Here is a 17108-nt window from a genome sequence, read left to right as displayed (position 1 = left end):
ACGGGATATCGGGATTTTTATTTATGAACGCAACGCAAAAATCATTTCCATTGGAGATTAATCTTCCTCAACAGGCTGTCGGGCAAGTTGTTAATACCTTGCCAACAGGGGAAGTGGTCGTGGAGTATCAGCAGCGTGGCTGGCAATGTGGTGTCGCCATCAGTTGTTTGTTAATACCGCAAATCGGTGATGAGGTGCTGATTCATGGTGATGATAACCATCGGCTATGGGTGCTGGCGGTGTTAAGTCGGGCTGATGAACAGCAACCAGTGACGCTCACTGTTCCGGGAGATTTGCATATTGCTCCGCAAGGCGAATTGATGTTCCACAGTGCTGAACAGATCACTATTGATAGTCAATCTGTGCAGATTAGTGCGCAACAGAGTGATTGCCATATCACCCATATGCGTTACAGCGGTGATGAGTTGACGGCTTGGGTCAATGTGGCCTGTCTGCTTGGCCAGCGTGTGGAGGCATTGTGGAAAACCGTGGTTCAAATCAGCCAGCGCGTATTGCGTAAGGTCGAACAGGCAGAACATGTACGTGTTGGGCAACTGGATTGCCAGGCCCGCGATTATGTACGTTTACATGCACGTAATACCATCATTACGTCGCAGGCAGTGACGAAAGTGGATTCTGAACAGATTCATATGGGCTAAATGATGAGCAGAATACCAGAGAAAAACGCCGGGGTATACCGTTCTCCTGCAATCTATGGCGCTCCTATGTTGCTTGAGCGTCTGACTGAAAATGGCAATGATGGGGAACAGGTACCGTTTGGCAATAGCGCTCAACAGCTTCGCCTTTCGGTACTGCATAATTTGCAGGCTCTGCTTAACTGCGATCACTACTCTTCTGGAGCCGATCTTTCATCTTGGCCGCATGTTAGTACCAGTACGTTAAATTTTGGCATCCGGGCGCTGGCCGGAAAGTTTATTTCTCAGGTGAACTGGGAAAGTATTGAGTGCGCGATACGTGAAGCCATTATCCATTTTGAACCGCGCATTATTCCGCAGGAATTAATCATCACGGGAATGCGGGGTGATCAGCAACTGAATGCTCACAATATTCTCTGTTTTGAAATCCGAGGACATCTGTTGGGTTTTTCTCGCCCATTAGCCTTCACTTTCAGTAGCCATGTTGATCTGGAAAACGGGCATTTTGAGCTGGTGGATGGAGGATAAATCATGCATGAAAAATTACTGGAGTATTACAACCGCGAGTTGGCATGGCTACGTGAAATGGGAGATGAATTTGCCCGTTATTATCCTGGCATTGCCGGGCGGTTAGGGATGCAGGGCAATGACATTACCGATCCTTACGTTGAGCGTTTGCTGGAAGGCGTTGCTTTTTTGACTTCGCGTATTCAACTCAAGATGGATGCTGAATTTCCACGTTTCTCTGCCCAGTTGCTAGAAGCGCTTTATCCTAACTATCTTGCTGGCTTGCCTTCAATGGCAATTGTTGAATTACAACCAGATCCCACTAAGGGGGATTTGAGTAAAGGTTTTCTGGTGCCGCGAGGTTCATTGATGGAAAGTCAGGCACTGAAAAAGAAGGGGATCAGTTGCCGCTATCGTACCGCGCAGGATGTGACTTTGCAGCCGTTGCGTTTATTACAGGTGGAATTGGGGGGAGTATCCGCGGATGTTCCTCTTTCTGCTTTTGGTGGTGCTAAGGTGCAGGGCACTTTGCGTATTCAGCTATCGTGCTTTGACAATGTGTCATTGGGTGAATTGCAATGTGATGCGTTGATGTTCTACCTCAGTGGCGGTGATATTCCCGCTTTACAACTATTAGAGCTACTGATGGTGCATTGTCAGGGGGTATTGTGCCAAATCCCCGGCAATGCGGTACAACGGTTATTGTTGCCACCTCAGTCACTGCGTCATGAGGGGTTTACTGCCGAGCAGGCGTTGTTGCCCGTTGATTTGCGCAATGTCGACGCGTATCGCCTGTTGCAGGAATATTTTGCCTTTCCGGCCCGTTTCCAGTTTTTCAGCATCAGTGGCTTGCAGCCGTTGCTAGCGCAGGCCGGTAAACAACAGCGATTGGAAATTCAGATCCTGCTGGATGTACGTTCGCTACAGTTGGAAAAGGTGGTGGATGTTAGCCACTTGGCTCTACATTGTACCCCTGCTATCAATCTTTTTCCCCGTACCGCTGAACCGATGACGCTCAATGAACAACAGCATGAATACCATGTTGTGGTCGATAACATGCGTCCGCTTGATTATGAGGTTTTTTCTGTCACAGCATTACGCGGTATTGGTACTCAGCATGACAGCAACGAACGCTATATTTTCCATCCCCTTTATCGTACCCAATGTAGTGATGCGTTAGTTAATGCGGGGTATTTTTCTATCCGCCGTGAATCGCGCCTGTTGCCTCAGCATGTGAATCGTTATGGCATGCGTTCTGATTATCTTGGCAGTGAGGTCTATCTCTCTTTGGCAGATGAGCATCATCCGCCTTGGCGCAGCGATTTGAAATATCTCAGTGCGGAAGTTCTGTGTACCAACCGTGATCTACCTTTATTACTGCAACGACAGGCGCAAGAGGGGCTGGTGATGCAGGATTCAGTTCCCGTTGCTGCTGTACGGTTGCGTAAAGGCCCTACTGAACCTCGTCCGGCATTGGCAGAGAGTAGTGCCTGCTGGCAGTTGATCAATCAATTACAGTTCAACTATTTCAGCTTGCAGAATTGCGCCACTGAACAAGGTGAAGCGGAATTACGGCGGTTATTACGTTTTCATGCCAGTCAGGCTGATGCGGTGATTGCTCAACAAATTAACGGCATCCGGAGTTGCCGCTTGCAAGCGCAGAATCGTCATATGGTTGGCACACCGCTATTTCGACGCGGGATTAGCGTGGCGTTGGAGATAGACGATCAGACATTTTCTGGCCGATCTCCTTGGCTAATAGGGAGCGTATTGGCACATCTATTTAGCCGTTTGGTGACAGTAAACAGTTTTGCGGAAACAACATTATCCAGTGTGCAACGGGGAGTTATCGGGTTCTGGTCGGCATGTGATGGAGTGAGGACATCGTTATGAAGATATTCGCCATACATGCCGACAATCAGATCGTACCGGCTGGAGAGAAAGCGCATGCTGCGTCATCTGCACTTGATGCGTATTTTTGGGCTGAAAGAGAAAAGAGGCCGTGGAATTTCGATCTGCTTCAGTTGTTGCGGCGGATTGATGCGCAGTCAGGTTCACCTTATCCACTGGGGCGTTCACCTTTACCGCGTGATGAACCCTTACGTTTGGGGCAACAGCCAGCATTATGCTTTGCGCCGGCAGAAATTGCGGCTATTGCACCTTATCCAAATGGCACTTGTTATCAGATTAATATCAATAACTTTGGCCTGTTTGGCCCGAATGGGCCTCTGCCTTTGCATGTCACCGAGTTTGCCTGGCAACGTCAGAAGCAACATAAAGATCATGCATTGAGTGCTTTTTTTAATCTGTTTCAGCACCGTCTGATCACTCTGTTTTGGCGTGCATGGGCGGATGCTCAACCTTGCCTCTCTTTTGATCGCAGTGATAACCGCCGCTTCGATTATTTTTTTGCCAGTTTGATCGGCCGGGGCCATTGCCTCCGGCACCAGCGGACACACCACTATATGGTGGGGCATCTGAACCGGCAGCTGCGTAACAAAGATGGCCTGTTGTGTCTGCTGCGTTACCACTTTGGCTTGCCGGTGACATTGCATGAAAACCAGTTTCATTGGTTGACGATAGACCGTGATGATCAGTTGCGGTTGCACAATGGTCATGCTGGTGCTCGGTTAGGCAGTACTACTCGTCTCGGTATTGCGGTGGCTGATGTGCAATATGCATTTTGTCTGGAACTTGGACCGCTCTCTTGGCCGGTATATCAGCGTTTCTTACCGGCTTCACGGTTTGCAACATCCTGTAGTGATGAGCTGCGGCAATTGTGTGACTGGGTTCGGTGTTATGTCGGCCTTGAATATGCCTGGAAGCTCAGAGTTACGCTGGATCATCAGCATTATCAAGGATGTTCGCTAGGAAGCGCTCAGTCTCTAGGGCAGAACTGTTGGTTAGGGCTGAATATCCACCATCATGATCGCAGTGATCTCTGTTTTAGCCCAGATAACCCTGCGCAGTCATAGCAGACTGTACTTGTTTTCTTTATCTACCAATATGGACGAGGATGTTATGTTGGATATCAATCGCCAATCACTGTTTAATAAACTGAATGCGCCGTTATTTCGAGCTTTGGACAGCGCCAGCACGTTTTGTAAATTGCGGGGCAATCCTTATGTGGAACTGGCGCACTGGTTGCATCAACTGATGCAGCAGGCAGCGGGTGATCTGCAACAGATCATGGGTTATTTTGCGCTGGATAAACAGCAAATGGCGCTGGACATTGTACAAACGCTGGATTCATTACCGCGTGGAGCCAGCTCGATTTCCGATCTCTCTACCCATATTGATGAAGCAGTGGAACAGGCTTGGGTATGTAGTTCTGTGACTTTTGCGGCAAGTGAGATCCGAGGGGCGCATCTATTGCTGGCATTGTTAACCACCTTTAATCTGCGCCAACATCTATTGGCGATTTCTGCTCAGTTTGCCCGGATTAATGCGGAGAGTCTGGCACAGGATTTTACCCGTATTCTGTGCGGCAGTACGGAAAATAGCCTACTGAAAACAGTGGCGGCAGAGAGTGGGGGAGAGCAGTTGGCATCCGACAGTGCGCTGCAATGTTATGCACAGGATATGACTGCATTGGCGCGTGCTGGACAAATTGATCCGGTTGTCGGGCGGGATAAAGAGATCCGCCAACTGATTGATATTCTGTTACGCCGTCGGCAAAACAATCCGTTGATTACCGGTGAGGCAGGGGTGGGTAAAACGGCGCTGGTAGAAGGGTTGGCGCTACGGATTGCATCGGGTGATTTACCACCGTCATTGTGCCATGTTCAGCTTTGGTCATTGGATATTGGCCGTTTAGAAGCAGGGGCGGGCCTGAAGGGAGAATTTGAAGCACGTTTGCAGGCGGTGATTAACGAGGTTCAACAAAGCCCAGTGCCCATTATTCTATTTATTGACGAGATTCACATGTTGATTGGCGCCGGTGGCGGGCAAGGGATAGGTGACGCGGCAAACCTGTTGAAACCGGCTCTGGCGCGTGGGCAGTTGCGCACTATTGGGGCGACCACTTGGGCAGAATACAAAAAGCACATTGAAAAAGATCCGGCGTTGACGCGACGTTTTCAGGTGTTGCAGGTTGCACAGCCGGACGAAGCATTAGCTTTACAGATGGTACGTAGCCTGTCCAGACAATTAGAACGACATCATGGCGTGTTATTGCTGGATGAAGCGTTAGAAGCCGCGGTATCGTTCTCTCATCGTTATATTCCGGCTCGCCAGTTGCCCGATAAAGCAATAGCCCTGCTTGACACCACTTGCGCACGGGTAGCGGTCAGTCAGCACAGCCCGCCGGCAGTATTGGAAGATTACCGCCGTCAGCTTGATGCACTTCAGATTGAATATGAGATTGTTTGCCGCGAACAGCAACTGGGTGGTGATGGCGATCATAGTGCACGTTTAGCACAGCTTGACGGCCAACGTCATGAATTGCAGGCAGAGGAGCAGCAAATCGCGCAGCGTTGGCAGGATGAAATGCGGCTGGCTCAGCAGATTATCAGCTTACGCCAGCAACTGATTGCTAATGATGAAGTATCGGCAGATGATGCGCAGCGTTTGGCTTGGCAAACACAATTACAAGATTGCCGACAACAATTGAGTTTATTGCAGGGGGAACAGCCATTAATTACGGTTGCAGTGGATGCCCACAGTGTTGCAGCCGTGGTTGCGGATTGGACTGGAATTCCTCTTGGCCGGATGGTGAAAAATGAGATCAGTATTGTCCAGAATTTGGAACATAGCTTGGAACAACGGGTTATTGGCCAGCAACATGCGTTAAGTATCATCAGTGAACGGGTACGTACGGCACGTGCACACTTGGGTGATCCCAATAAGCCGGTGGGGGTATTTCTGTTATGTGGCCCTTCTGGGGTAGGGAAAACCGAAACAGCGTTGGCATTGGCTGAAAATCTGTATGGTGGTGAGCAGAATCTGATCACTATCAACATGAGTGAGTTTCAGGAGCCACACAGTGTATCAACGTTGAAAGGGGCGCCGCCGGGATATGTCGGTTATGGTGAAGGTGGCGTGCTGACGGAGGCTGTTCGCCGACATCCATACAGTTTGGTGTTACTGGATGAGGTGGAAAAAGCACATCCTGATGTACATGAGCTGTTTTTTCAGGTGTTCGATAAAGGCTGGATGGAAGATGGAGAAGGTTGTCGCATTGATTTCCGCAATACGTTAATCATACTGACCTCGAATGTGGGTAGTCAGGAGGTTATCAGTGCCTGTACCCGGCAGGATGGTTTGCTGGATGTGGAAATGTTGACGCAGCAGTTACGTCAACCGCTGCTACGGATATTTCCTGCGGCTTTGCTTGGCCGTCTGACGGTCATTCCTTTCTTGTCATTGAGTGATGAAATGCTGGAAAAGATTGTACAATTGCAATTGACGCGGGTAGCCCAACGCCTGTGGGAAAATTATGGTATTAAAGCGCAATTTGATCGCCGAGTGACACAACAGATTATGGCTTGTTGTATGGAACAGGAATCTGGCGCTCGCAGGGTTGATTCTATTATTACTAATATTTTATTGCCGCAGATGAGTCGTAAATTGCTGACAGCAACGATGGAGAATCAACGTTATTCTCAATTGAAAGTTGCTTGGGAGAATGCGGCATTTCAGTGTTATTTTTGTTGAGATTGCCATATGTGCATAAAAACTTAAGCCTATATACCCAATGGATTTCAAGATACATCGCGACGGCAAGGGAGCGAGTCCCCGGGAGCATAGCAAACTATGTGACCGGGGTGAGTGAGTGCAGCCAACAAAGAGGCAACTTGAAAGATAACGGGTATAGAACATAGTGAGTATTGAATACCCAAAAATCTTTGCGATAGTATGTAGGAAGCGTTAGAATTAATTTTAATTAAGTAATCCTTATTCCGATTTTTAGGGGGTGTTGTATGAAACTTCAATCAGCACGTGATATTAAGCAAGTTCAGCATAAAATTTACGGTAACTACCTACGTCAGATTGAATCCGGTGAACGTGAATCGATGCAATTCATGCCTAAATCTGATCTTGGTCAATTACAACACTCAACCAAGCTGAAAAAGCAATTTAGTTTTGCTTAATATTTCAATTTAAGACAATATAAACCATCTTAATTTTAAGGTGGTTTACTTATGCTTCATATAGAACCTCTTGACCAGTTGTATTTACTTAACCGGGAATTAATGGAACATGCAGATAATTTTACTGCACCAGTTATAACTATTGGTGGACAGGCTGTACATTATTGGGTTACATGGTATTATAATAATTATAGTGCTAAGCCTCTTAGTGAATACATAACCTCAAATGATGTGGATTTTTCTGCACGCAAAATAGATGTGGAAGCTATAGCTAAAGCACTAAACGTTTCTATTCAACATAATGAAAATAATCCACCGCCAGCAATAGCCATATTTGCACTTAAAAATAAAGATACGGGAAAGATAAAGGAATATAAAAATAAACTATTTGTGAATAAACAGATTTATAATGAAAAACATATTGAAATACCAAATGTCGTTGATATTATCGATTGGCCTGCGGGTTTTGAGCTTAGTGACTTTCAAGCAAATAAATTATTTTTAAATACTGAGGTGTTTTATATTCCTATTACAGATTTAAAATATACACCTCATTATAATGTTAGAATAATTAATCCAATAGCTTGTATGAAATCCAGATTTTTCAATGTATATTCAAAGGTGAAAACAGATGTAATACAAGAGGTTGAGAGAATAAAGGCTCTTTGTATTCCTGTATTGATATTCTTGTATGAGAAATTTGAAAAGTATGATTTTAGAGAAGCAAAAATATATTTTTATAAATTCTTGGAAATTGTAGAGAATACATATTATAAACGATTGCAGGTTGAATGTAATATCAGGCTAGACAAGGTGTTAGAGGAGCTTTATAATTTATTGTTAGAAGGTTATGGTGATTTTTGTGTGCCCAGTATGTTCATGGAAAATGAATTTCCTTCAATTATTAAAAGAGTAAATAATAAAATGAATAGAAAAAAACTTCAGATCTACGCATAGAATATTATACCTTATGGATTTCAAGATGCATCGCGACGGCAAGGGAGCGAGTCCCCGGGAGCATAGCAAACTATGTGACCGGGGTGAGTGAGTGCAGCCAACAAAGAGGCAACTTGAAAGATGACGGGTATATAAAGAAGGAAAATATATAATAGTACACTTTAGTTTTCACATAATCTCATCAATTAACTATTACATCTTAAAAAAATTTTGTGTTATTCAATTTGTTAACAGTGAGATTAATTTTTACCATTTATCGATACAAGGTAATAGTTGTAATAAGTCGGTCTGACAAGGTTATGAGGCAGGTTATCTTAACATAATGATCTGCATATTTTTATACATAATTTTATTAATAATAACCTGTTGACCGAGAGGTGAGCGCGTTATTATTAATTTGGAATCCTGTCCTTTCGAACAGGATTTTGTCAACGGATTGGTTTCATTGTTCATGATAGCTGGCATCATTAATGGGACGAAGTTATCACCCGTATTTATTAATCATCACTATTGTTGAAAACAGCATTTAATTTTTGTTGGTAAACGCTAAGGAAAAAAGCGTTGAATAGCGTTGACGATTGTTGGCGTATCTCTTCGGCGGTTTGTTGATAGCGGTCAGTAAAGTTATCCCATAACCTTGCTTTACGGTGTTGTGTGTTATTCAGGGGCCAGAAGTGGGCTGCCGGGACACTGTTTTCGTCGTAGGACGGATCAAAGCGATTTATTATGGTGTTAAGACAATAGAAAAGCGCTTCTTTCATTGCCTGTTCATGCCCGCCTGACATGGGGTATGTCTGTAGTGTGGTCATGTCGTTGGTTGTAGATGCGGAGGGTTCTGTTTTGAATAGACATAATGGATCGAGTTGTTTTATCTGCTCTTCCCATAGCTGTAGCGGTGTGGTAGAGCGGTAGGTGTTTGGCTGAAACAGGGCATGACTGTTGGTGCGTTGGCATTGAGTGGTAAAGAGTTCTATTGGATCAATAGGGCGGGTAGCGAGTTGATCAAGAGTTTGCAGGATCTCTGTTTCTGGTGACGAAAAATTGGCCGCAGAGAGTTGATCACTCGCTTTTTGGCTTTCTTCGGCGGGTAATGTTGTATTTAATTCATCCCATATTGCCTCAGAAAGATCGGCTTTTGTTATTTCCTGTTTGACGGAATGATATTTTGCCGTTTCTATTTCGTTCACAGTTAGGTAGTAATCACCAATTTGGAGCTTATTATTTTCTTGCAGAGATGCGATTTCTCCACGCGCTAATGGAATATTGTTAATCATCATGAAGGCCGTTCCAATATTAGTAATAGTGCAGACACCTTGGGCAGAAATATGTACACTGGCTTGTAATGCCGAAATACAACTATTTAGATCTGGCAACACAAAATGATTATTTTCGCTGGTGCCGATAGTTCCTCCGGGAGGATAAAAAATATGACTGCTATTGGCTGCCATATTGCCTGATGGAGGATTGATAAGGGTTATTTTCATAACAACGTTGCTTATTATATTGAGTAATAATTTACCCTTCCGCCACGAAAAAGGGATGCAGCATCCTAAAGAACACGAACATAGCGTATTCCGGGCGGAAGGTTATTTTTTACTGATTTAGTTATCAGTGCGTGTTTTCTTATTTACTGGTGTTCTTTTGGGTATCCCAATTAAATTCTACATCGGCACCACTTTTTCCTTCGTTATCTTGTTCTTTATAAACCACTTTGGCGATATTCGGTGAAAAGCTGTATTTCACGCCAATAGTGCCGGGTATAATGGCTGTTGAACCTTCTGTTAAATGTGGAATATCGCGGTTAAAGTCAACCAGTTCAATGCTGTCAAGCAATGCGCTACCAAGCGTAATCGTGGTGAACTCTTGTTGTTCGCCTCCTGCTTTACGCATGGTTAACTTTACTTCGGGCAAATGAACGCCTTGTGCTAATTTCTGCATTAACGTTGGCATTGCCTTATCCATCCGGGCATAGACCACCAGAGAGTGTACTTTGGCGCGTCCGCTGCCGCCTCCACCGCCACTACCGGTTTCTACTGGTTGTGATAGTTTCCATTCAAAGGTATGCACATCAATACCGTTAGGATGATTGCTATCTTTACATTCACCGGAGACATCTTTGATATCCAAATAGATGCTGTTGTTCATGATCACATTCCTTATTCAGTCATTTTCAGAATTAACCACCACTCTGTTTTAGAGAGGGCAGTTTTGATACCAGCCGCAGGGAAACCGTTAATCCCTCCAGTTGATAGTGGGGACGCAGGAAGAATTTGGCTTGATAATATCCGGGGTTATCTTCCTGTTCGATGACCTGTACTTCAGCCGCTGCTAGTGGTTTGCGCGCTTTGGTCTGTTGTGAGGAGTTGGCGGGATCACCGTCAACATAGTTGATGATCCATTTATTTAGCCAGCGTTCAATGTCGTCGCGGCTCTGAAATGATCCCACTTTGTCACGCACAATACATTTCAGATAGTGTGCAAATCGGCAGCAGGCAAACAGATAAGGTAAGCGAGCGGCCAGATTAGCGTTTGCTGTGGCGTCGGCATCCATATATTCCGCAGGTTTTTGCAGTGATTGTGCGCCGATAAATGCCGCAAAATCGGAGTTTTTACGGTAAACCAACGGGATAAAGCCGTTTTTTGCTAACTCAGCCTCACGGCGATCACTGATAGCAATTTCCGTTGGGCATTTGATATCCAAACCACCATCATCTGTCGGAAAGGTGTGACAGATCAGTTTATCCACTGCTCCGCCTGATTCGACCCCTCGGATGGATGCACACCAGCCATATTCTTTAAAGGAACGGTTAATGTTCACCGCCATCGCATAGGCTGCATTGCTCCAGACATAGTTACTGTGGGTAGCTCCTGCGGTTTTTTCTTCAAAATCGAATCTTTCAACGGGATTAGTGCTGATACCGTAAGGTAAACGTGCCAGAAAACGTGGCATGACCAAGCCAATGTAACGAGCATCTTCCGATTCGCGCAGACTACGCCAGGAAGCATATTCCGTGTTGAGAAAAATTTTGCTTAGATCGCGCGGGTTTGCCAGTTCTTGCCAGGTTTCCATCTGCATCACCCCCGGCGAAGCACTGCTGATAAAAGGGCAGTGGGCGGCAGCGGCGATACGGGCCATCTCTCCCAACAGTTCGATGTCTTGTGGATTGTGGTCGAAATAGTAATCACCTACCAAACAGCCAAGTGGTTCGCCACCAAATTGACCGTATTCTTCTTCATAAATCCGTTTGAAAACCGGGCTCTGATCCCAGGCGGTGCCTTTATAGCGTTTTAATGTACGTGCTAATTCTTTCTTTTCGACGCTCATCACACGTATTTTCAGCATTTCGCTGGTTTCCGTGTTACTGACTAAATAGAGCAGACCACGCCATGCACCCTCCAGTGCTTGAAAATCAGGGTGATGGAGAATTTCGTTGATCTGCTGCGAAAGTTTGTTATCAATGGCGGCAATCAGCGCCTGAATGGTGCCGAAAGTGTCGCTCGATAAGGTCAGGCTGTTTTCCAGTGCTTGATGTGCCAGAGTTTTAACGGCGTTTTCCACGGCAAGGCGTGCCTGATCCGTTTTAGGGCGAAATTCTTTCCTGAGTAACGCATTAAGTTCACTCTGGTTGTAGTGAGTGATTTGGCTAGGTTTTTCACCGGCTAAGTGGATTTCAGGCTGGCTCATGGCTGTCTCCCTGATCTTGTTTTGCTTCCGGGTTTATGGATTCTGTGTTGTTCAGCGGTGCAGTACTTAGCGATTTCAGTAATGCCGGATCTTGCAGGATAGTCGCGATTAGCTCTTCGGCTCCGCTTTTGCCATCCATATAAGACAGTAGGTTAGCCAGTTGAGTACGTGCTTCCAGGAGCTGATTAAGTGGTTCAACCTGACGTGCTATCGCATCAGGTAGAAAATCATCCATTGTGTTGAAAGTGAGAGCGACTTGAATTTTGCCTTCACCGCTTAAGGTGTTGTCCACCGGAAAGGTAACGCTTGGGAGTAGTGATTTCATGCGGTCATCGAAATTATCAACATCAATGTCGAGAAATTTTCGCTGACTGAGTGGAGGAAGTTGATCAGCAGATTTTCCGGCTAAATCCGACATTACTCCCATGACAAAAGGGAGTTGAACCTTACGTTCATCACCGTATAGTTCGACGTCGTATTCAATTTGTACTCGTGGTGCACGATTACGGGCGATGAATTTTTGCCCGCTGTTTGATCCTGACATAGTATTCTCCATCGACAAAATCAGTAGTTATGAGTCATTGACGGAGTAACAGCGGCTTTTCCAGCGTATTACCCCCATTTTGCGGTCTCCTCAGCTCGCGTTATGTCTGCTTTTTACAGCCCAAAAAGTGTTCAAGTTGATCGACAGCCTCTGGAGCAAGATTGCGCATAATGTTCATAAAATCCTGGTTAATGAGATGTTGCACTCGTGCAATCATCAATGGTGCCGGATGACTGGATTCATGTAATAGAAAGTACTGCCGTACCGCTTCCAGCGCTTGTTGAGCCTGTTCACGATTCTGGATACTGGATGGCTGCCAGCTATTGGATAGGCTTGGTTGGTGCGTATTGTTACCATTGCCCGGTAGGGGATGTTGGCTATCCTCCTCAATTTGAGCAGTATCGGGTTGCGGGGTGAGAAGCTGTACCAGATGGTGAAATATTGCCATTTGACGGCGCATATCTGGCAGGCCACTGTCACCAAGATGGCTACGTAATGTGTTAATCAGGCATTGCAGGGTGGCGGCTATTTGTGGGATTAGCTTTATCACCGGTGCTTCACCTTGCTGTAATTCAGCAATCAGAAGATCTATCCCGCCGGGAAATGGACTCTCTTCCGTGTTACTGCCATCCAGACATTTCATGATATCTGCCACGGTGAGGGTTATCCCATTCCGGCGGGCGAATTCGCACTGGCGCACCTGTTTAGCCAACGCAAAACCATCACCTAGCCCCTGTAACGCGTTGATACGCATCAGTGGATCCGGTTCACCATCCTGTTCTACGGCGGGCCACAAGGTTTCCCAATAATGCGCAACTGTCTGTTCCAATAACATCAGACCTTGTGCATATCCAACCAAGCCGTATTGGCGGCACCAGGCTTGCATGAGCAGGATAATAATGTGCAGATCTTTGCTGCGTACTAGCAGAGCAAGTGCGCTTTTCTCTATCTGTCGCCAGTCAGGTTCCTGTGTCGGAATGATAAAGTCGCCGAATTGCTGTTCAGCTTTTCCCTGCGACAATTGAATCAGATGTATGAATTCAGCGCTATATTCCAGATCTTCGCCACCGGGATGTTCCTGGCTGACCGGGTTAAGCAGAGGTGTGATATCCATCAAGGTTCTCCTTATGATTTGATACAGGTAAATTCCGGTACGACAAATGGGTTGTGTATGCTGTCGGGTATGAGTATCAGCGTGGCTTGGTGTCCTGCCAGATTAAAGGTGATGCGGTAATGTAGGCTGTCTTCCTGAAACCGCTTTCCGGCATCAATTAGCCTGTTTAATGCCCAAGGTCCTGAGGTTTCTAGTGACTTGGTTTTGCCATTAGCCAACAGCATGGTCAGTTTGGCTTTACCAGCATTGTTGCCGCCGGGCCAAGTGAAGTACCAAGGGGTCAGTGGGCCGTGGCTGTAACTGACGCTCTGATCGTTAAATGTCAGCGTTAAAGTCAAAATATCGTTGTCCATTCGCAGCGGTTGTAAAGTAAGAGAAAAAGAGGGTTGCGAAGAGGCCGTACTAAAGAATGCGTCACGGACAAACTGCGCTTGCCGGAATGTTTTTAGCAATGTCTGATCTTCGGGTTTAGTACTGCCTAATACCCAAGGGAAAAAGTGCCATTTATCACTTTGAGTGTTGACCTTATCCACCAAATACTGATTAAAAAAGCGATCCATCAGCCCCTGATTTGGTGCAAACATATGCGCCATGTCATCAAGGGTAATATCGCGTTTGCTGTGACGTGATAAGGGATAACGTCCGGCAATGGCTCCGCGACAGAAGTCACTAAGTTGAGCGCTGGCGAGTTGATGTATGCGTGAAACAGCCTGTTGCTGTGTGTCACCTTTGGCGCTCTGGGTCATGTCCATGACCATGTTGCGGAACGGTGCTGGTAGTCGGCCTGCGTCAGCTTGTAATTGTGTCAGGATCGTGTCGGAGGATGCTGTTGTGGTTTCGCCACTTTCCTGTAAAGCGGTAAGGTAGCGATAGAGATCGCCCAATTTTTTGAACGTATCATCGAAGGTAATAGTATTGCTGTTATCTCCCTGCGAGCGAGCCAGATCGAGTAGATCGCGGTAGTGGCTTCTGACAATCTGTTCTGGTGCAGGTAATGTAGAGGGAATGCTGGCAGCCGGAAACAGATTTTGCAGTTTTCGGCTGGTTTCATCATTCAATCGCTGGCCTAGTTGCGTGAGTTTATCGTTATCTTCCGGTGAGGAGAGTGCAATGATGTGGCTGATGTTAATCAGCAGATTGCGTAAGGGAGAATGGGTGCCGGAGAGAATCCGTACATTATTAATACGCTGGTTGAAGCTATTGGCCGGGATTAGGGCGATATCATTGAGAAAGGTATCCCATTCCAATATAAAATCGTTCATATAAAGTTGGCGCACTTGGTCAGCAGTATTATCTTCTGATTGTGATGGCATATTGAGGACCCAACAGTCAGTGTCGTGCACTGTTTTTACCGTATCATCTAGCTGTGCAACCAGACCGTGCCAGTATCCATCTGGCGTAAAGAAACCGGGGATGGCTGTCGTATCGGGCAGACCGCTGTTTCGTTTCAATACCAGTTCAGTCTGAGGGCCCGCGAGATCAATCAGATTGACAGATTTGAAACGTCCGTTATTCAGTACTCTTTTTTTGATGCTGGTATACACCCGTTGGGAAAACGTGGAGCGCATGATATTTTTTATCGCTTCCTGTATCAGTTGCTGATCTTTGTGCGGGGACCAAGAAGGCTGATTTTGATTCAGTAGTTGATAAAGATGCTGTTGGAATATCTTGCGTTGTGCCTCGTTTAGCTTGTCACCACCGGGAATATGAGACAGATTCAGCATCAGCCAAGCGGTAAGGAATTTGCCATCGTAATGCTGGGGCTGAAATAGCATCTGATAGGCTTTCAGGGCCTCATAGGTTGATTCGCTGTTATCGCCATCGGCTTGCTGACGCAAAATACTTTCAACCTGCTGTGTTACCAGTGGCAGTAATAAATTCTTTAACGCATGTTGATAAATCGAATAATTTGCACTGTTCAGTTGAGGGCCTCGATACAGCCCCATACCATAAGCAAGTGGAGGGTAGTCTGAATCAATTTGATGGTTTGTGGTGAATGACTGTAGCTGTGTCAGATATTGGAGCAAGTGTGGCAGATCACGAGTTGATGATTGGCTCAGCGCCTGACCCTGCTGTTCCAGCATTGGCAGTCGGGTTGTAATTTGTGCCAGATAGCTGTGGTTATTGTGGTAACTGGTCAATAATAGTACGCAGATCCCCGCCATGAAAGAGAGTAATAAGCTACATCCTACCAATAGGAAAAAGCGTCGGCGTAATTCATACAGGCGGTTGGTGCTGGCTAATCCGCTTTCAGCCAAAATAATTTTTTGAAATAGCTGTCTCAGGAAGTAGCTGCGGGCAGTTGTTCTGTTATCGTCGGTGTTTGCCGAGGAAAATGTATAACGGTAATCAGGCAGGTTATGCTGTGTAGCACCGTTGTGCCATGATTCCCCCTGTTTTTGATTGGCGCTGGTGAAATAGAGACCATGTGGTAACCACGGGCGATCAAAGCCGGAAGAGGTGAAAATAATATTGAGATAACGTATCAATACCGGACGAAGGTTCTCAAATGCTTGTGGGAAGGCGAAACTCTGTTCCCGCTGCACGATATCTTGTTGGGCCAGTAAGGTATCTGCCAGTGCAGCATCCAGACGCTGTTGCAGGTGATTATATTGTTCATCCAGCATCTGTTGTAAATCAGCATGGGAATGCCGTTCTTGTTGCCAAGGGAACGTAAAGCCCCAGACCTGATCCAACGCTTCGCCATAAAAACGGCTAAAATAACTGTTAAACCCCGGTAGCAGATCGGTTTTGGTGACCATCACGTAGACAGGAAAGTCAATTTTTAGCTGTAAACGCAAATCCATCAGTCGCTTACGTAGCAATAAAGCCTGATGATATTGGGCATCATTATCCTGTTGTAGTAGATCTTGGATGCTGATCGCCAAAATAACCGCGTTGATGGGTTGGCGTGGACGATAACGTTTTAGTAGTTTCAGTAAGGTCTGCCACAGAGGATTACCCTCTTTTAGGTATTCTCCGGCAGGGCTAAGGATGACGCCCTGAAAAGTGAAATACCATGAGCAGTGTGATTCGGCACTGGTTTCAGGGAGAGCAAATTGGCTTGGATAAGTTGTATGGTAGAAATCTAACCCTGAGTTCAGCAAAGCTTTGTCTTTGCCGCATCCCTGGGTACCTAAAACCAGATACCAAGGCAGATGATAGAGGTAGAACTTGCCTAGACGTATGGTAAGAGGGGCACCGTTTAAACGCAGACCGTGTTTAATCAAGGATGACGCCTGTTTAAAGCTATCCGCGAGGGATTGAGCAGCACTTCGGGGTGTTGGTGTGACATTGCTGACATGGTGTAAGCGGCGGCGCAAATGACCATTGGCCCAAAGCTGATAGAGGAAAGGTAACAGCCGTAGTAACAACCACAGCGAAATTAGTACAGCGATTGCTATTTGGCGTTGAGTTTCAGTGACTAATGGATGTAGATCGCCGATGGCGATAAATGGCCCCATGATCCAAATGAGCAGGCACAGCCCGGCAACAATGAGTGCCCCCCAAAACAGGCGATTGGTGATGATGGCGATAAATGCTTTCAACATTT

The 17108-nt window shown here is 46.0% G+C and carries 13 protein-coding genes; 7 read left to right on the top strand and 6 right to left on the bottom strand.

Annotated features, from left to right (window positions below):
• Positions 1–23 precede the first annotated feature (23 nt).
• From LG003_RS07595 to LG003_RS07565, 7 genes are all read left to right on the top strand, one after another.
• Positions 24–659 carry a DUF3540 domain-containing protein gene (locus LG003_RS07595; RefSeq protein WP_112878014.1) on the top strand — a complete coding sequence of 212 codons (636 nt, stop codon included), beginning with the start codon at positions 24–26 and terminating at the stop codon, positions 657–659.
• Positions 660–1184, top strand: a complete 525-nt coding sequence (gene tssE / locus LG003_RS07590) for a type VI secretion system baseplate subunit TssE (protein WP_112878013.1) — start codon at positions 660–662, stop codon at positions 1182–1184.
• Between the two features lie 3 nt (positions 1185–1187).
• Entirely contained in the window at positions 1188–3056 is a 1869-nt protein-coding gene (gene tssF, locus LG003_RS07585) for a type VI secretion system baseplate subunit TssF (protein ID WP_262980454.1), read from the top strand.
• Positions 3053–4138, top strand: coding sequence for a type VI secretion system baseplate subunit TssG (gene tssG / locus LG003_RS07580; RefSeq protein WP_112878011.1), 1086 nt, complete (start codon positions 3053–3055; stop codon positions 4136–4138). Before tssF ends, tssG begins: the two co-directional genes overlap by 4 nt.
• A 46-nt stretch (positions 4139–4184) precedes the next feature.
• Positions 4185–6818, top strand: a complete 2634-nt coding sequence (tssH, locus tag LG003_RS07575) for a type VI secretion system ATPase TssH (protein ID WP_112878010.1) — start codon at positions 4185–4187, stop codon at positions 6816–6818.
• Between the two features lie 266 nt (positions 6819–7084).
• A complete protein-coding gene (locus LG003_RS07570; RefSeq protein ID WP_155416494.1) occupies positions 7085–7255 on the top strand; it encodes a hypothetical protein in 171 nt (56 codons plus the stop codon).
• A gap of 51 nt (positions 7256–7306) precedes the next feature.
• Positions 7307–8212 carry a hypothetical protein gene (locus tag LG003_RS07565; RefSeq protein WP_262980453.1) on the top strand — a complete coding sequence of 302 codons (906 nt, stop codon included), beginning with the start codon at positions 7307–7309 and terminating at the stop codon, positions 8210–8212.
• A gap of 497 nt (positions 8213–8709) precedes the next feature.
• On the opposite strand, the gene LG003_RS07560 is transcribed toward LG003_RS07565, so the two are convergent.
• From LG003_RS07560 to tssM, 6 genes are all read right to left on the bottom strand, one after another.
• Positions 8710–9696, bottom strand: a complete 987-nt coding sequence (locus tag LG003_RS07560) for a type VI secretion system-associated FHA domain protein (protein WP_112878009.1) — start codon at positions 9694–9696, stop codon at positions 8710–8712.
• A 139-nt stretch (positions 9697–9835) separates the two neighbouring features.
• Positions 9836–10357 carry an Hcp family type VI secretion system effector gene (locus tag LG003_RS07555; RefSeq protein WP_112878008.1) on the bottom strand — a complete coding sequence of 174 codons (522 nt, stop codon included), beginning with the start codon at positions 10355–10357 and terminating at the stop codon, positions 9836–9838.
• 31 nt (positions 10358–10388) lie between these two features.
• Positions 10389–11897 (bottom strand): type VI secretion system contractile sheath large subunit, encoded by a 1509-nt coding sequence (gene tssC, locus LG003_RS07550; protein WP_262980452.1) that lies wholly within the window; start codon positions 11895–11897, stop codon positions 10389–10391.
• Entirely contained in the window at positions 11884–12441 is a 558-nt protein-coding gene (gene tssB / locus LG003_RS07545) for a type VI secretion system contractile sheath small subunit (protein ID WP_112878006.1), read from the bottom strand. Before tssB ends, tssC begins: the two co-directional genes overlap by 14 nt.
• A gap of 100 nt (positions 12442–12541) precedes the next feature.
• Entirely contained in the window at positions 12542–13555 is a 1014-nt protein-coding gene (tssA, locus tag LG003_RS07540) for a type VI secretion system protein TssA (RefSeq protein WP_262980451.1), read from the bottom strand.
• A gap of 11 nt (positions 13556–13566) precedes the next feature.
• Entirely contained in the window at positions 13567–17106 is a 3540-nt protein-coding gene (gene tssM / locus LG003_RS07535) for a type VI secretion system membrane subunit TssM (RefSeq protein ID WP_112878004.1), read from the bottom strand.
• Positions 17107–17108 lie beyond the last annotated feature (2 nt).

Origin of the sequence: Photorhabdus kleinii (assembly GCF_025384885.1) — a bacterium.
Lineage (GTDB): Bacteria > Pseudomonadota > Gammaproteobacteria > Enterobacterales > Enterobacteriaceae > Photorhabdus > Photorhabdus kayaii.
The sequence above is the reverse complement of the archived record's forward strand: the minus strand, read 5'-3'. Positions and strand labels throughout refer to the sequence as shown.

What these genes read in the sequence shown, in the direction of transcription:
- tssG (WP_112878011.1), top strand. Translation starts at nt 3,053, where the DNA reads ATGAAGATATTCGCCATACATGCCGACAATCAGATCGTACCGGCTGGA.
- tssA (WP_262980451.1), bottom strand. Translation starts at nt 13,555, where the DNA reads ATGGATATCACACCTCTGCTTAACCCGGTCAGCCAGGAACATCCCGGT.
- tssH (WP_112878010.1), top strand. Translation starts at nt 4,185, where the DNA reads ATGTTGGATATCAATCGCCAATCACTGTTTAATAAACTGAATGCGCCG.
- tssC (WP_262980452.1), bottom strand. Translation starts at nt 11,897, where the DNA reads ATGAGCCAGCCTGAAATCCACTTAGCCGGTGAAAAACCTAGCCAAATC.
- LG003_RS07555 (WP_112878008.1), bottom strand. Translation starts at nt 10,357, where the DNA reads ATGAACAACAGCATCTATTTGGATATCAAAGATGTCTCCGGTGAATGT.
- tssE (WP_112878013.1), top strand. Translation starts at nt 660, where the DNA reads ATGATGAGCAGAATACCAGAGAAAAACGCCGGGGTATACCGTTCTCCT.
- LG003_RS07560 (WP_112878009.1), bottom strand. Translation starts at nt 9,696, where the DNA reads ATGAAAATAACCCTTATCAATCCTCCATCAGGCAATATGGCAGCCAAT.
- LG003_RS07565 (WP_262980453.1), top strand. Translation starts at nt 7,307, where the DNA reads ATGCTTCATATAGAACCTCTTGACCAGTTGTATTTACTTAACCGGGAA.
- tssB (WP_112878006.1), bottom strand. Translation starts at nt 12,441, where the DNA reads ATGTCAGGATCAAACAGCGGGCAAAAATTCATCGCCCGTAATCGTGCA.
- tssF (WP_262980454.1), top strand. Translation starts at nt 1,188, where the DNA reads ATGCATGAAAAATTACTGGAGTATTACAACCGCGAGTTGGCATGGCTA.
- tssM (WP_112878004.1), bottom strand. Translation starts at nt 17,106, where the DNA reads ATGTTGAAAGCATTTATCGCCATCATCACCAATCGCCTGTTTTGGGGG.
- LG003_RS07595 (WP_112878014.1), top strand. Translation starts at nt 24, where the DNA reads ATGAACGCAACGCAAAAATCATTTCCATTGGAGATTAATCTTCCTCAA.
- LG003_RS07570 (WP_155416494.1), top strand. Translation starts at nt 7,085, where the DNA reads ATGAAACTTCAATCAGCACGTGATATTAAGCAAGTTCAGCATAAAATT.